At 63.4% G+C, this 13,965-nt stretch carries 10 protein-coding genes and 1 pseudogene; 2 read left to right on the top strand and 9 right to left on the bottom strand.

Translation table 11 applies throughout. From position 1 onward, the window contains the following. Nucleotides 1-6: 6 nt before the first annotated feature. The 3 genes and pseudogenes from LA343_RS01310 to LA343_RS01300 all read right to left on the bottom strand — a co-directional run. A complete protein-coding gene (locus LA343_RS01310) occupies nt 7-1,281 on the bottom strand; it encodes a ferrochelatase (RefSeq protein WP_025403761.1) in 1,275 nt (424 codons plus the stop codon). A gap of 34 nt (nt 1,282-1,315) precedes the next feature. After that, on the bottom strand, nt 1,316-2,710 hold the full coding sequence (locus LA343_RS01305) for a TIGR01777 family oxidoreductase (RefSeq protein ID WP_025403760.1): 1,395 nt from the start codon (nt 2,708-2,710) through the stop codon (nt 1,316-1,318). Nucleotides 2,711-2,871: 161 nt separating this feature from the next. After that, nucleotides 2,872-3,453: pseudogene (locus LA343_RS01300) on the bottom strand (RNA polymerase sigma factor); the annotation flags it as partial. Nucleotides 3,454-3,602: 149 nt separating this feature from the next. On the opposite strand from LA343_RS01300, the gene LA343_RS01295 reads away from it, so the two are divergent. Together LA343_RS01295 and LA343_RS01290 are read left to right on the top strand one after the other, a co-directional pair. Beyond that, complete coding sequence (locus LA343_RS01295; protein WP_025403758.1) at nt 3,603-5,219, top strand: catalase; 1,617 nt, start codon at nt 3,603-3,605, stop codon at nt 5,217-5,219. Between the two features lie 214 nt (nt 5,220-5,433). After that, nucleotides 5,434-5,859: an organic hydroperoxide resistance protein gene (locus LA343_RS01290; RefSeq protein WP_025403757.1), complete on the top strand. Its 426-nt coding sequence runs from the start codon at nt 5,434-5,436 to the stop codon at nt 5,857-5,859. Between the two features lie 407 nt (nt 5,860-6,266). On the opposite strand, the gene LA343_RS01285 is transcribed toward LA343_RS01290, so the two are convergent. The 6 genes from LA343_RS01285 to LA343_RS01260 are packed head-to-tail and all read right to left on the bottom strand — an operon-like array spanning nt 6,267 to nt 13,530. Then, the gene (locus LA343_RS01285) at nt 6,267-6,701 is read right to left on the bottom strand and encodes a Na+/H+ antiporter subunit G (protein WP_052337596.1); all 435 of its coding nucleotides are present in this window, start codon (nt 6,699-6,701) and stop codon (nt 6,267-6,269) included. A 1-nt stretch (nt 6,702) separates the two neighbouring features. Beyond that, entirely contained in the window at nt 6,703-6,981 is a 279-nt protein-coding gene (locus tag LA343_RS01280) for a monovalent cation/H+ antiporter complex subunit F (protein ID WP_025403755.1), read from the bottom strand. After that, nucleotides 6,981-8,003: a Na+/H+ antiporter subunit E gene (locus tag LA343_RS01275; protein ID WP_025403754.1), complete on the bottom strand. Its 1,023-nt coding sequence runs from the start codon at nt 8,001-8,003 to the stop codon at nt 6,981-6,983. Before LA343_RS01275 ends, LA343_RS01280 begins: the two co-directional genes overlap by 1 nt. A 3-nt stretch (nt 8,004-8,006) precedes the next feature. Then, a complete protein-coding gene (locus tag LA343_RS01270; protein WP_025403753.1) occupies nt 8,007-9,722 on the bottom strand; it encodes a monovalent cation/H+ antiporter subunit D family protein in 1,716 nt (571 codons plus the stop codon). Beyond that, a complete protein-coding gene (locus tag LA343_RS01265; RefSeq protein ID WP_025403752.1) occupies nt 9,722-10,330 on the bottom strand; it encodes a sodium:proton antiporter in 609 nt (202 codons plus the stop codon). Before LA343_RS01265 ends, LA343_RS01270 begins: the two co-directional genes overlap by 1 nt. Further along, a complete protein-coding gene (locus LA343_RS01260) occupies nt 10,327-13,530 on the bottom strand; it encodes a DUF4040 family protein (RefSeq protein ID WP_025403751.1) in 3,204 nt (1,067 codons plus the stop codon). Before LA343_RS01260 ends, LA343_RS01265 begins: the two co-directional genes overlap by 4 nt. Nucleotides 13,531-13,965: the final 435 nt, after the last annotated feature.

Below are 13,965 nucleotides of genomic sequence, written 5' to 3'. Positions count from 1 at the left end.
AGGCCTTTAGCTGCAGCACCCTGGCGCGCAGGGAGAGCCGTTCGCCGTCTGGCCGAAGTTCGGTACCGTACCGTACTTCTCCACGATCCGGCGGGCGGCTTCGCTCGCTTCTGACGCCGCCCCGTGGGCATCACTGCCGTTTGCTTCGCGGGAACCGGCAGTGTTCTCCTCGGTGCCGAACGCTCCCAGCTCGGCCATCATGTCCACGACCATCGAGGCGAACGCCGGGGTCAGCCCGGGCGTATCGACGCGCACGAACGGCACGTTCGCGTCCTCCGCAGCTTCCTTTGCCTCCGTGTCCAGGTCCCACATCACTTCCACGTGATCGGTGATGAAGCCGACCGGGCACAGCACGATGGGGCGAGTGTTGCCAGCCTCCACGCGGGCCTCAATGTGGTCGCACACATCCGGCTCCAACCAGGGAGTATGCGGAGATCCGGAGCGCGATTGCCATACCAGTTCCACCGTGTGCTCGGTGTCCACCCCGAGGTCAATGCCCACGTCCACGCCAGTGTTGGCTGGGCCGTCGCCGCGGCCACCCACTGCGGCGTGCTCGGCGAGCTTGCCCGTCCAGCTGTACGCGGCGCCGGAGCCCGGCTGCCCGGCAAAGCTCGAGGCCTCCTGCACCAGCCGAGCCGCATCCAGCACCTGCTGGGAGTACAAGTTGCCGCCGAAGGAATGCGGGCCCGCCTTGTCGTCGGCCACACTCGGTACGGAGTGCGCGGTGAAGATCAGGTCGGCATCTGCGCGCTGCTCCTCCGGAAGTTCCTCGCGTGCGCGATCCACCGCTGCAGCGAACTCGGCGATGAACGCCGGGTTGTCGTGGAACTGCGGCAGCCGCTGCACCTGTGGCGGGGTCTCGCCGGCCTTCTCCACGGCCTCGATAGCGCGGCGGATGTCCTCCTGGTACTGGCCGCAGCCGGAGTAGCCGCCCCACGCCGAGGTGGCGAACACGTATGCGTCCGTGATCCCGTCCTTCGCCATCTGGGTCAGCGTGTCTTCAACGTAAGGCTCCCAGTTGCGGTTACCGAAGTACACCGGCATGTCGATTCCACGCCGCTTCAGCTCCGCCTCGATGTTCTCGATCAGCTTCTTGTTCTGGTCGTTGATGGGGCTGCGTCCACCGAGCTTGAAGTAGTGTTCGCCGACCTTCTCCAGCCGCTCGCGAGGAATGCCGCGCCCACGGGTGACATTTTCCAGGAAGGGAACCACTTCGTCGGCCTTTTCGGGGCCGCCGAAGGAGAGAACCATCAGTGCCGTTGTGGTGCTTGTGTTGCTCATAACTATTAACTGTAGACGTTGTCCCGCTGGTCTCTTACTTCGCTTCCTTTCCCAGCTCGTGGCGCAACGCGGCCTCCACGGTGGGGTAGCGGTACGTGTGCCCCATTCGGGTCAGCACGCCCGGCTGCACGTTCTGGTCGGCGAGAGCGAGCTCCCGCGCACCGTCCTTGCCGAGCATCACCGCGGGCGCGGCCTTCGGCACCGGAATGAGCGCTGCGCCGCCGCCGACCTCCGCCAACTTCTCGGTGAATTCGTGGTTGGTCACGGTCTCCGGCGCCACCGCATTGACGACCCCTTCCATCTCCGGGTCGATCGCCGCTCGGTAGTAGATGTCCACCACGTCGTCGATGGCAATCCACGCGAAGTGTTGGGTGCCATCGCCCAGGTGCCCGCCGCCGGTCTTCACGCTCGCGGACAGCAAATCGAGCATCGGCGAACCGCCCGCGATGACCAGGCCGCTGCGCACATTGACCACACGCACGCCCGCATCCTTCGCGGGCTGCGTTGCATCTTCCCATCGTTTGACGACGCCAGCCAGGATCCCTTCCCCGGCGTCTCCGCTCTCGTCGACTGGGGTGGACTGTGCGTGGCCGTAGAAACCAACGGCCGATGCACACACGAAGGTGGTGACGCTATCCGTGGCGGCGGCGAGCTCCGCGAGCTTGCGGGTGGGGCCCACGCGGGATTCTTCGACCTTCTTTACGTGCTCGTCGGTGAACCGGCCTGCGATGGGGTGACCCGCGAGGTGGATGAGGGTGTCCACGCCCTCGAGCAGGTCGGCTGCCGGGTTATCGGGGTTCCAGTTGGTAGAGCGGCTGAGCTTTTTGATGGTGTGCCCGGCCAGGCTCAGCAGGGCGCAGAGTTGCGTGCCGACGAGGCCATCGGCACCAGTGACGGCAATGGTGCGCGGCGCGGTTGTCTGTGTTGAGTTGGTGGCCGAAGTGGTCGCCGCACCCGTTGCCGTACCTGCTGCCGCATCACTGTCCTCCCATTCGCGGGCGCGCTGGAGGAAGAGAACGTCCTGGAGTAATTGGTTCTGGCGGTAGGCGAAGACCGGCTCCAGCAGCTTGCGGCCGGCAAACTCGGGGGCATTGAGGTGGATGGTGTCGTGGATCGTCGCAGCATCGTCGTCGCCGGAGAATCCGTGCTGGTGAGTCCAACCCGTCACCAGGCCGAGGCCGGGCGTGGTGCACGTGTCCGTGAACAGCTCGTGGTCCTTGAACTTTTCTGGAACGTGCTGGCCAACCCACTCCAATCCGCCTGGAAGATCGAAGATGGTGGTGCCGTCGCGGAGATCGTCAGTCTGCTGGCGCACTTTCATGCGGGATAAGCCCGGGGTGAGGCGGGCGACGATCCCATCGCGGGCGTGCAGGCGCCACGCGTCGTCGAGACTGGTGGGGATGGTGTGGGCGAATTCGGTGTGGCTCATACGCCCCACCCTAATGAAATGCGTTGAAGCTAGACGATGCCGAAGCGACGGCGGGGCGGGGAGGGCTGTGAGTTCGCGGCTGAACCCTGAGAGTTAGCAGACGTGCTTGCCCCGGAATAGGGGGAACCGTTCGCTACATTCTGAGAATCGTGGCCGAGGGCGCTCGGTGTGGCGTCGGAGTGAGAAGAAGGCCGGGCGGTCGACATCTCGACGAGATCGGCGCGAGCGCGAGCCACGCGAGAGCGGATCGTGCCCACGCGAACGTTGGCGATTTTCGCGGCCTCGGCATAAGTGTAGCCCAGAACCTGGGTGAGGATGAGGGCCTCTCGGCGCTCCTCCTCCAACTGATCAATGAGGGCGCGAGTGTCCACCCACTCCGCCCACGTCTGACCGCCCGTGGTCTCCTGGGCCGGAGTTGACCCGGCCGCGGACTCCCACTCGGTGCCGGAATTGACTGGTCGGGCCATGTCGTGACGGATCGAATCGACCCAGACGCGGCGAGCGAGCGAAAGAATCCACGTGCGCGCTGACGAACGCGCGGCGAACCGCGGCAGAGCGCTGAGCACGCGCAGGTACGTTTCCTGGGTGAGGTCGTCCGCCCGATCAGTGTCCGCCAGGTGAGCAAGCAAGCGCCACACGTCGTTGTGCGTTGCGGAAATAAACTCCGTGAGCGCGGCCCGATCCCCGCCGGCCGCGCGCAGCGCCAAGTCGGTCACTGCGGCATCGTGAGCTTGCTGATTCATAAAACTGAAGATTAGCAGGCGAAGCTGTGAATACTGTGAAAAGGCTAGCAACCCAGCTTCTTTCGATCTGGCATCATGGCCGTATACGGCAAGATTCACAACACGCCGCAACCACAACTGATACTCGCATTAGGTACGGGAGGTACCCCATGACAGCGGAGAATCACAACAACAAACAGCTGACGTCCGAGGACGTCGCCAAGCGAGGCATGTGCCCCTATTCCGGGCCGTCCACGAACGTCAACGGAGCACCCGTTCACACCGAGGAGCACTCGGTCACTGTTGGTGAGCAAGGCCCCTTGCTGCTGACGGACGTGCATCTCACCGAGAAGCACGGCCACTTCAACCGCGAGCGCATCCCGGAGCGCATCGTGCACGCCAAGGGCGGCGGCGCCTTCGGCGAGCTGACGATCACCGAGGATGTCTCCAAGTACACCAAGGCAGATGTGTTCCAGCCCGGTCGCAAGACCCCCATGCTGGCCCGCTTCTCCACCGTCGCCGGCGAGCAGGGCTTCCCCGATACCGTCCGCGACGTGCGCGGCTTCTCGCTGAAGTTCTACACCCAAGAGGGCAACCTCGACATCGTGGGCAATAACACCCCGGTGTTCTTCGTGCGTGACGGCGTGAAGTTCCCCGACTTCATCCGCTCCCAGAAGCGCCTGGCCGATTCGGGTGCTCGTTCCAACGACATGCAGTGGGACTTCTGGACCCGCAGCCCAGAGTCCGCTCACCAAGTGACCTACCTGATGGGCGACCGCGGCATCCCGACCGACTTCCGCCACATGGACGGATTCGGCAGCCACACCTACCAGTGGATCAACGCCGAGGGCGAGCGCTTCTGGGTGAAGTATCACTTCAAGACCCGCCAGGGCTGGGAGTTTTACACCGACGACGAAGCCTCCGAGGTGCTCGCGAAGGGCGACTTCGACCACTCCCGCGAGGATCTGTACAACGCGATCGAGCGCGGCGATTACCCAGAGTGGGACTTCAAGGTGCAGATCATGCCCATCGATGAGGCCGAGGGCTACCGCTATAACCCTTTCGACCTGACGAAGACCTGGTCGCAGAAGGACTACCCGCTGATTCCGGTGGGCCACTTCGTGCTCAACGAGAACCCCCAGAACTTCTTCGCCCAGATCGAGCAGGCTGCGTTCGCGCCGTCGAACCTGGTGCCCGGCACCGGCCTGTCCCCGGACAAGATGTTGATGGCCCGCGCGTTTGCCTACGCCGACACGCAGCGTTACCGCCTGGGAACCAACTACTACCAGCTGCCGCCGAACCGCCCGGTCGTGGCACAGCGGAACTACTACACGGCCAAGGATGGTGCGGGCACGCAGGAGTTCCCGCCCGCTGGCACCCCGACGTACTCCCCGAACCGCTTCGAGCGCCAAGAGGGCTTGGACGATGTCAACGACGGCTCCGGCGCAGTAGAGAAGGGCGTGGAGCCCGGTCAGTCCAAGTACGGCTTCGGCCGGGGTCAGGAGTCTGGCACCGGACTGGCTGCTGACCTGGGCCTGTTCGATGACCTTCACGGCACCGATCTGACCCGCGGAGCCTACGTGCGCCACCCGGAGGATGACGACTTCATCCAGCCCGGAATCCTGGTGCGCGAGGTCATGGACGACGCCGCCCGAGAGCGCCTGGCCAACAACATTGCCGGCGCTATGGAGGGTGTCTCCGACCAGGTCGCCGAGCAGTGCTGGGTGTACTGGGGCAAGGTGGATGAGAACCTGCGCGATCGCGTGAAGGAGATCTTCGAAGGATAGCGGCAACGGCGGGCAGCCCCGCCGCCCGCTGAATTCTGTGTTATACATCACTACAGGTGCTCTTGATCTTTCTCGGTGCCCCTGAGGCGTCGAGGAAGAGACGAGAGCACGCGGCTTCAGCGACTGCGCTGCGCCCACACGATCTAACCCACAACACTTACTAGTAGCGAGAAACCAGCCCAAACCACCGCGTTTGCCTGGGAAAGGATGAACCATGAGCGAAAAACTGTACACCGCAAAGGCACTGTCTACCGGTGGCGGCCGCGACGGCCACGTAGCCACTGATGATCGCCAGATCGATCTGGATGTCCGTCCGCCCAAGGCAATGGGCGGCTCCGGTGAGGGCACCAACCCGGAGCAGCTGGTAGCCGCTGGTTGGGCAGCCTGCTTCAACGGCGCCCTGCAGCACACCATGAAGAGCGAGGGCGTGGAGATCGACAAGTCCCCCGAGGTCGTCATTGAGTGCAGCATCAACAAGATCGACGACGGCTTTAAGATCACCGCCGCAATCCAGGCCACCGTGTTTGGTGTGGACCAGGAGACTGCAGAAAAGCTGGTGAGCAAGGCTCACCAGTTCTGCCCCTATTCCCGCGCTTTCCGCGGCAACGTTGATCCCGAGGTCACTGCCATCGCCGGCTAGTGGGCCTAGCCCGACGAGGCACACTAAGAAAGGGAGTTCCTATCCACGCTGTAACGTGGCCAGGAACTCCCTTTTTCCAGTTCGGGCTACTTCTGCTTGTCAGCATTTTCTTGGAGTCGTTGAGTGGCCATGATGGTCCCCATTATTCCAAGAAGAGTGCATAGTGAAGCACTCACGATGAGTGGAGCAGAACGGATCTCATCAATCGTGATGGACATGCTGAGCACAGTCACTCCTAGAACAAGCCCTATGATGCCGAGCGTTAGAGCGATTGATTTTTTGATGAGAACTCACTTCTCTCTAGTTTCCGGGATATTCGGCTGCAGCGCCGCCGATCGTTCCGGCTATCCCAGATGCAGCAGCAACCCTGTCAAGATGGGGCTGCTGTTCGCAGGGGGTGCTATCAATTAGAACGAATCCTTTGCTCGTTTTCCGCCGGACAGCGGCACAGTGTGGTCCCAGTGCGTGGCATGCAGGGCTCGGCCCATCACGCTGGAGCCAACGGAACTAACCACCAGCAGCGCGGTGATCGCCACGATCGCCCGAATCAGGTAGCCCAGAACAAAGCCCTCGGTGGCGAAGGAATACACCAGGTTCGCGGCGATGAGCAGGGGAAGCCCCAGCCCAACCGCCGGGCCAACCATGTTGACTTGGCTCAGCGCGTCCGGAGCCAGGTACATGGCGCGGGCCGTGACGAAGATGAAGATCGAGCCCGTGATGGCCAGGGCACCCGTGAGGATCACCGCAAACCAACTCGGATCGGAATACTGAACCTGTTCCTGCGCGGCAGCCAGAACAAAAGACTGCCCGGAAGCAAGGGGAGTGTTCACGATAGTCGTCATGTCAGCGCCTTCCTCGAGTGATGATGCGGGCGTAGGCCACGGTGGAGAGCACACCGAAGAGACCGGCAAACATCGCGACCTCGTAGGTGATGCTGCTGCGGTTGAGCAGCGTGTAACACAGGAACAATCCAGCCATAGCCATAAAGACAATGTCTGCCGTCACGGCACGGCGGGCGTCGTTATCCGTGGTGCTCGCGTGCCACAGCACGGTAATGAGCGCCAGCAGCACGATGGCCCCGGCGATACACACCATGATGGTGAGCAGATCGGTGGGTTCCATTAGTTTTCCTGCCTCTTCTTTTGCTCAGCCTTTTTCTTCTTTGCCCGCTCCCTCTCGCGAGCTGCCTTCTCTTCCTCAGCCCAGCTCTTCGGCGGATTCTTCCAGCGCTCAGAGCCATCAACATCGTGATCGCCCTTCGGCCGGTTGTTCGGGTACAGGGGATCGTAGAGCGTCTCGCCGGGCTTCGTGCGACCCTCGCGGTCCGGGCGGGATGCACCCAGATTATCGCCGCTGTGGCTATCCACATCCGGCTTCGCGTTGGCGGCCTTGCGCTGCTTGCGGGCATCGCGGCGCTCAGCCATCTTCTTACCGAAGCGGCCCTTGTTCTTCTCCGGCTGGTCACCCTTGGACTGGCCGAGGCGAGTCCCCGTAGTGGCGTCGGACGAAGAGGACGAGCCGGATGAATCGTCGTCATCATCATCCATCGCCATGATGGCAGACACGAACGCCGAAGCATGGGGCGTGGGATCAACCTTCTCCACATCGAAGACTGTCTCGTCCGAGGCCCTGCCACCACGACTGCCGCGGAAACCACGAGGACCGGGGCGACCACGCTCCACGAGGTTCTCCACCTTGAAGTTCAGCTTCTTTCCACGCACCGACGGCGCGAGCTTCTCCTCCATGTGGGCCAAGTCAGCGAGCAGCTCCTCGGGCTCCGAACCGTACATGGCGTGCACAGCGAGGAAGCGCTGCACGTGGGTCAAACCATGGGTGCCGTACTCAGACCTGGCCACCGCAAAAGCATCCTTAGAAGACCGTTTGCCCGCGGCGGCGTCGTAATCGACTTCCTTGGGGCCAGTGACGCCGAGGGCAAGGGTGCCGGGTGTCATCGTGATCGAGGCCATGAAGGCCGCGATGTCTCGTTCCTTCGTGACCCGCAGCGGGTAGTAGATCACAACCGGTGCGATGTGGCGACCGGTGCCCAGGGTATCGACGGCCATGACCACCGATTCCTTAATGACCTGGCCGGTCAACCACACGGGGTAGGCAATGCAGTGCCCGATGGTGCGAAAGAGGGACATGATTTACTCACCGTCCTTGGGGCCGGGGGAGTTATTGGCGCGCTCGGTGGAATTGTACTGCTCCGGGTCGCGAGCCTGCTTGCGGTCGGTCTGCTCCTGGCGCACACCGGCACCGGCCGTGGACAGCTTGTCCTTCGGCACGTTGTCCAAGCCGGAAGGCCCAGGCGGCAGCACAACGCCCACCGCAGTCTCGGGATCCTTGAGCACCGCCTGCACGTAGGCGGTGGTGTCGGTGAGGTTGTGGGCGGCCTTGCCCGTGAAGTTGAACACGGGTCCGGCGCCGAAGAACATCGCCACGGAAATGATCATGAGCGTGGCAGACGGCCACACGTAGCGCTGCGGAACGCGCAGATTCGGATCCATCTCGTTGGCGTTCATCTGCCGGCCCCAGAAGACTTCACGCCAGGCGTAGATCATCGACATCAGGGCGCCGATCGACCCGACAATCAGCGCGCCGATGCCGATCCACGCGCGCCACGAGCCATCCTGGGCCATGCCCAGCACGAGGGCCAGCTTGCCCCACAGGCCGGAAAACGGCGGCAAACCAACGATGGCCAGCGCACCGGCGGCGAACACGGTAGAGACAAACGGGTCGCGGCGCATGATGCCCGACAGCGGGCGCAGGCGGGAGGTGCCGTACGTCTCCTCGATCGCGCCGGAGGCCATGATCAGCGATGCCGCGACCACCATGTGGTGCAGCATGTAGAACAGCGCGGCGCTGAGCATGAGCTTCGGGTTGTTCGCCAGGAAAGCCAAGGCCAGCAGAATCACGGGGATGCCGTTGACCATCTGGTAGGAGATCACGCGGCGCAAAGTGGACTCAGACAAGCCGCCGAAACCACCGACGATCATGCCCACGGCCATGATGACCACCAGGGCCCACGACCAGGTGCGATCGCCTTCGAAGATGGTCATGAACACGCGGAAGATCGCGTACACGCCCACCTTCGTGTGCAGACCGGAGAACAGCCCCATGACCGCAGGAGAGGTGGACGGGTAGGCCTGCGGCAGCCACGTGTGCACCGGCGCCAGACCGGCCTTAATCGCCAGCGCCAGCAGCACCATGCCCATGGGCACCACGAGCTGCCACTGATCACCGAACACGCCAGAGGCGAACTCTGTTCCGCGCGGGCCGGCGGAACCAGCCAGAGCGGCGATGTTGGTGGTGCCCACCACGCCGTAGACCAGGGCCACGCCCGCGAGCAGCAGGCTGGAGGTCACGAGGTTGACGATGATGAACATGCGCGCAGCGGCCAGGCGTGCCCACGTGCCTGTCATGGCCACCAAACCGAACGAGGGCATGAGCATGACCTCGATGAACACGAACAGGTTGAATAGGTCGGCGGTGAGCAGGGCACCGTACACGCCGCCGATGAGCATGAGCGTCAGCGCGGGGTAGAAGCGGGTGCGGGATTCGCCCACCACGTCAGCGAACCAGTTGGCGGTCAGCGCCACCACGGAGGTGGCCAGCAGCATCACGCCCGTGAGCGTATCTGCGGCGAAGGGGATGGCGATGCCACCCACGAAGTCGCCCACATTGTCGGCGATCACGGTGCCGTCGTAGACCTCGGTGAGGATCCAGATGGAGCCCACGATGCCCGCTGCGGGCACCGCGATGGCGATGATGCGTCGCACGCGACTCCACGGGATCGCCGCGGTGGTCGCCGCGCCGAGCAGGGCCACGACGACGAAGAGCGGGAGGATGTTTCCGGCTGTCATTACTTCTCCGCTCCCTTCTCGTTGTTCTTGTCGGCCTTGTCTGTGGTGTCTGTGGCGTCTGTGGTGTCTGCCTTCGCAGCCTTGCGGCCCTTACGGCCCTTGTGCTCCTTGCGCTCCTGGCCAGCCTTGCCGGAACCCTCGTCCTCGCCGAGCATGTGCGGCTTACCGTCGCAGTTGTGCACCGCTTGGTAGTTGTTGGCGCCGAGGATCGGCGGACGCACCGGGTCCTCATTGCCGGGGCGCAGCCGGCCGGCACCCATGGTCTGCAGCGCGCGGAACTTGCGGCTTGCTGCCTCTGGGTCGTCGGTGCCGCGGGTGTCGTCGTCTCGGCCGAGCGCCGCCATCGCGAGCATCACGGCGGTGGCCGCCATGGAAATCACGATTGCGGTCAGCACGAAGGCCTGCGGCAGCGGGTCTGCAGCCTCTCCCGCGTTCGCGCGGTTCATGATCGGCTCGGTACGCCAAGCTCCGATGCCGGTGGCGAGAATGAGCAGGTTAACCGCGTGGGTGAGGAGGGCGATTCCCATGATCAGTCGCAGCATGCCGCGCTGAAGCACGAGGTACGTTCCTCCGGCTACCAGGATTGCGATGGTCGCTGCGATGATCATTTGTCGTCTCCCTCGCTGCGGTTGGTGCGGTTGTCGTCTTTGTTATCGACGCCAGAAGCGTCCCCCGATCCACCACCCGATGGAACAGGAGCTCGCGCGGCCTCGCGCTCAGCGCGGTGCCGAGCCTCCTCTTCCCGTGCGGCTTCCGTGACCTCAGTGGGGTTCAGCGGTACGTGGCTACCACCGGCGTTGATAGCAACCGGGGAAGGCTGATTGGGCGCGTGGTGCTCCTCAATCGGCGCGGCCTTCTTGCCCTTCTTGTCCGGCGAGCGCGTGGCCTTGTAGGCGGCCATGTACGCGCCGGGGTCGGCACCGGGGCGATCGCGACCGCCCATGTAGTTGACCACCAAGACGATGAGTCCGAGCACAGCCAAGTACACGCCCAAGTCGAAGATGAGCGAGGTGCTGACGTGCTGACCCAGGATTTCCCCGTGGATGGGGGCCAGGAAGTTGCCCTCGAGGAAACCGATGATGCCGGTGATCAGCGCCGTGGCGACACCCGAGCCCACCAAGGTGTATCCCAGTTGATCGGTTCCCAGCTTCTGGGCCTTGGATTGGGCAACGTAGAAGTACAGCAACCCACCGCCGGTGATGAGGGCAGCAACGAAGCCGCCACCCGGCGCCTGGTGGCCACGCCAGAAAGTCACGACCGTGAGGATGCCCAGAACCGGCATGAGCGGGTAGGCCGTCATGCGGCTCAGGATCGAGTTCAGGTGGGTGGAGCGCAGGTACTTGGAGTAGAACGGTGCCAGCTCCGGAACCTTGTGCACATCGGCGAAACGGGTCGTTCCCGGCGCGCGGAAGAGCTCAGAGGTGGAGCCGGGGCCGTAGCCTGGCAGCGGGGACTTCGGGATGGACTTGATCATCGCGGCAATAACGATGCCGGCCATGCCCAGAACCGTCAGCTCGCCCAAAGTATCGAGTGCACGGAACTCCACCAGGATCACGGCGACAACGTTGTTGCCGCCCGAGATCTCGTGAGTGTTGTCCAGGTACCATTGGGCAATTTCTGGCTTGTCGTGCCGGCCCAGCAGCAGCCACAGGCCGAAGAAGGTCAGCAGCCCCATGATGATGGCCATGGCCGTGGCGAAGCGGGTGCGGTTATCGCCTTCCTTGAGATACAGGCGTGGCTGGTGGCGGACCACCAGCATCATCAGCACGATGACCGCGAACTCCACCAGCAGCTGGGTGGTTGCCACATCGGGTGCACCGAGCGTCAGCATCTGCCAGGACACGCCCACACCGACGATGCTCACCAGTGCCACAGAGGCGAGGCGGGAACGGGTGGAAATCAGGCTGATTGTAGCCAGCGCCACGATGATGAGGGCGATGAGGTCCGAGGCGCGATCGATGCCGGACACGCGCGGCTCGAGATCGCGGAGGCTCTCCAAGCGGCCGGGGCCGAGGATAGCGAACGCTCCCAGGGTGATCAGCGAGCCAAAGATCCACATGACGTGGCGGTAGGGGCTGATGGAGTTTGCCGGGGTGGCAACGATCCGGCCGAGGCGCGTGCACAGGTTCGTGAACGCGCGAATCATCTCGTTGCCCGTGGCTACTCCCAGGCGCTTCCCTGCTAGCGGATCCACCAGCGTGCGCCTCTTAGCGACGACGATAACGCCGAGCACGATCACGATCATCGAGATGATGAACGGCACGTTGACCCCGTGGAACAGGGCGAGGTGCGTCTCCGGTTCGCCGACTCCGGTGTCGCGGACTATGGCGTCGAGAGGCTTGTCGAAGATGCCCATAAACAGCACGACCGGCAACGACAGAACACCAGGGATGGCGGCCGGCAACCACAGCGAGATGCTTGCTTCGTTGACCTTGGAGACGTCGCGCTTGCCGTCGATGAAAGCACCGAAGACATAGCGAGCGGAGTAAACGAACGTGGCCAGTGCGCCGACACCAGCGGCGATGAGGAGGATCACGATACCCACGTGGTGGAACGGTGCTTCCTCGAAGGAGGCGAGCATGCCCTCCTTGGAAACGAAGCCGAAGGTCGGGGGGATGGCGGCCATGGACGCGGCGGCGATAGCGGCGGCGCCGAAGGTGAACGGCATCCGCTTGTACAGCGGGCCGAGGCGGCGAATGTCGCGCGAACCGGCTTGGTGATCAACCACGCCAACGAGCATGAACAGCGAGGACTTGAACAACGCGTGAGCGGCGGTGTGCACCAGGGCCGCAGCGAGAGCGAAGGGAGTGCCCACGCCGATGGTGGCCACGATCCAGCCGAGCTGGGACACCGTGGAGTAAGCGGTGAGCTTCTTGAGGTCCGTCTTCTGCATGGCGAAGACGGCCGCCATGATTGCGGTGGTCATGCCCACGACGATGAGGAGGGTGTGCCACATCATGACGCCCTCGAACAGGCCGGAGAAGCGCATCAGCAGGTACACACCGGCCTTGACCACCGCGGCGGCGTGGAGGAATGCCGAGACGGGGGTGTCTGCGGCCATGGCCTCGGGCAGCCAGAAGTGGAATGGGATCTGCGCGGCCTTCGAGAAGCCGGCCAGCGCCATGAGAACGGCGATGATGGCCAAGCGGGTGTGGTGGCCCTCCCACGCATCCGAGGAAATGATCTCCGAAACGCGCATCGTGCCAGTGGTGGCGACAGCCAGCATGAGAGCAACGATGAGGAACAGACCACCGATGAAGGTGAGCAGCAACGTGCGGATGGAGCCGGCCTCACCACCCGAACCGGAGCGGGCGATGAGGAAGAAGGACGCGAGGCTCACCAGCTCCCAACCGATAAACAGCAGGGCTACGTCATCGGCCAGCACGAGCAGCAGAACCGCCAGCATGAAAGCTGTCATGAGGAGGTAGAAGCTCAGGATCTTGTCGCCACGGTGCAGGTAGCGGGTGGAGTAGATGAACACCACCGCGCCGATGAGCAGCGCCAGCAAGGTGAAGAAGAGGCCGAGCCCATCCATGCGAAGGGCGAAGGAAATGTTCTTGCCAACCTGCGATTCAGCCGCGCTGGGGCCACCGGCCCCGCCGTTGGTAAGGAACGCTGAGACCCACGTTGCGGAAACCGTGACAGGTTTGCCGTCGAGGATGGGTTGAGCGTGCTTGAGGACATAACCGGCGAGGGCTATGAACGTGATGCCGAGGGGCCAACCTGCATTGCGGTCCAGGACCTTCACAAGTAAAGGAACCAGAATGAGGGCCACGGCTATGGTGACTGGAACGGCTAAAAGGGCCACGTCAGTACAACACCCCAACTATCTGTAGGCGATTTTCAGTTTCCTCACACACATGACCCACAGGTTCCGAGCGGGAACGACCGCTCACATGCTGGCGCGTACCAGGGGCGCACCCCTTGGGGCGGTCCCGTGCGAAACGTCAGCGCTGCGATAACAGTTGAGGCAACACGCGCTGCCACGGTGGAAGCCGTGGCGAGTGCTCCTCATCCTTCGGTGTCCTTCGTTGTTCCTCGGGTTCTTCGCTGTATTTCTAGGACGGCGACGATCCCGAAGAACGTACCGGAGAACAAGCTGGGGTGGTGGCCACAACTTGGAAACCGGCATTGTGATCCGACACGTCGGAACATGGACGGAAAGTTATGCGATATGGCTATCTTAGCAGGTCATTAATCTACCCCGAACGGGGGTGGTAAAGGTGGGGTGATCGGTGGATAT

Origin of the sequence: Corynebacterium falsenii (assembly GCF_020099275.1) — a bacterium.
GTDB lineage: Bacteria > Actinomycetota > Actinomycetes > Mycobacteriales > Mycobacteriaceae > Corynebacterium > Corynebacterium falsenii.
Note: the sequence above shows the minus strand (reverse complement) of the source record. Positions and strands in the feature narration are given on the sequence as shown.

Excerpts from the sequence above, each read along its gene's own strand:
- LA343_RS01310 (WP_025403761.1), bottom strand. The coding sequence starts at position 1,281 with ATGAGCAACACAAGCACCACAACGGCACTGATGGTTCTCTCCTTCGGC.
- LA343_RS01305 (WP_025403760.1), bottom strand. The coding sequence starts at position 2,710 with ATGAGCCACACCGAATTCGCCCACACCATCCCCACCAGTCTCGACGAC.
- LA343_RS01295 (WP_025403758.1), top strand. The coding sequence starts at position 3,603 with ATGACAGCGGAGAATCACAACAACAAACAGCTGACGTCCGAGGACGTC.
- LA343_RS01290 (WP_025403757.1), top strand. The coding sequence starts at position 5,434 with ATGAGCGAAAAACTGTACACCGCAAAGGCACTGTCTACCGGTGGCGGC.
- LA343_RS01285 (WP_052337596.1), bottom strand. The coding sequence starts at position 6,701 with ATGACGACTATCGTGAACACTCCCCTTGCTTCCGGGCAGTCTTTTGTT.
- LA343_RS01280 (WP_025403755.1), bottom strand. The coding sequence starts at position 6,981 with ATGGAACCCACCGATCTGCTCACCATCATGGTGTGTATCGCCGGGGCC.
- LA343_RS01275 (WP_025403754.1), bottom strand. The coding sequence starts at position 8,003 with ATGTCCCTCTTTCGCACCATCGGGCACTGCATTGCCTACCCCGTGTGG.
- LA343_RS01270 (WP_025403753.1), bottom strand. The coding sequence starts at position 9,722 with ATGACAGCCGGAAACATCCTCCCGCTCTTCGTCGTCGTGGCCCTGCTC.
- LA343_RS01265 (WP_025403752.1), bottom strand. The coding sequence starts at position 10,330 with ATGATCATCGCAGCGACCATCGCAATCCTGGTAGCCGGAGGAACGTAC.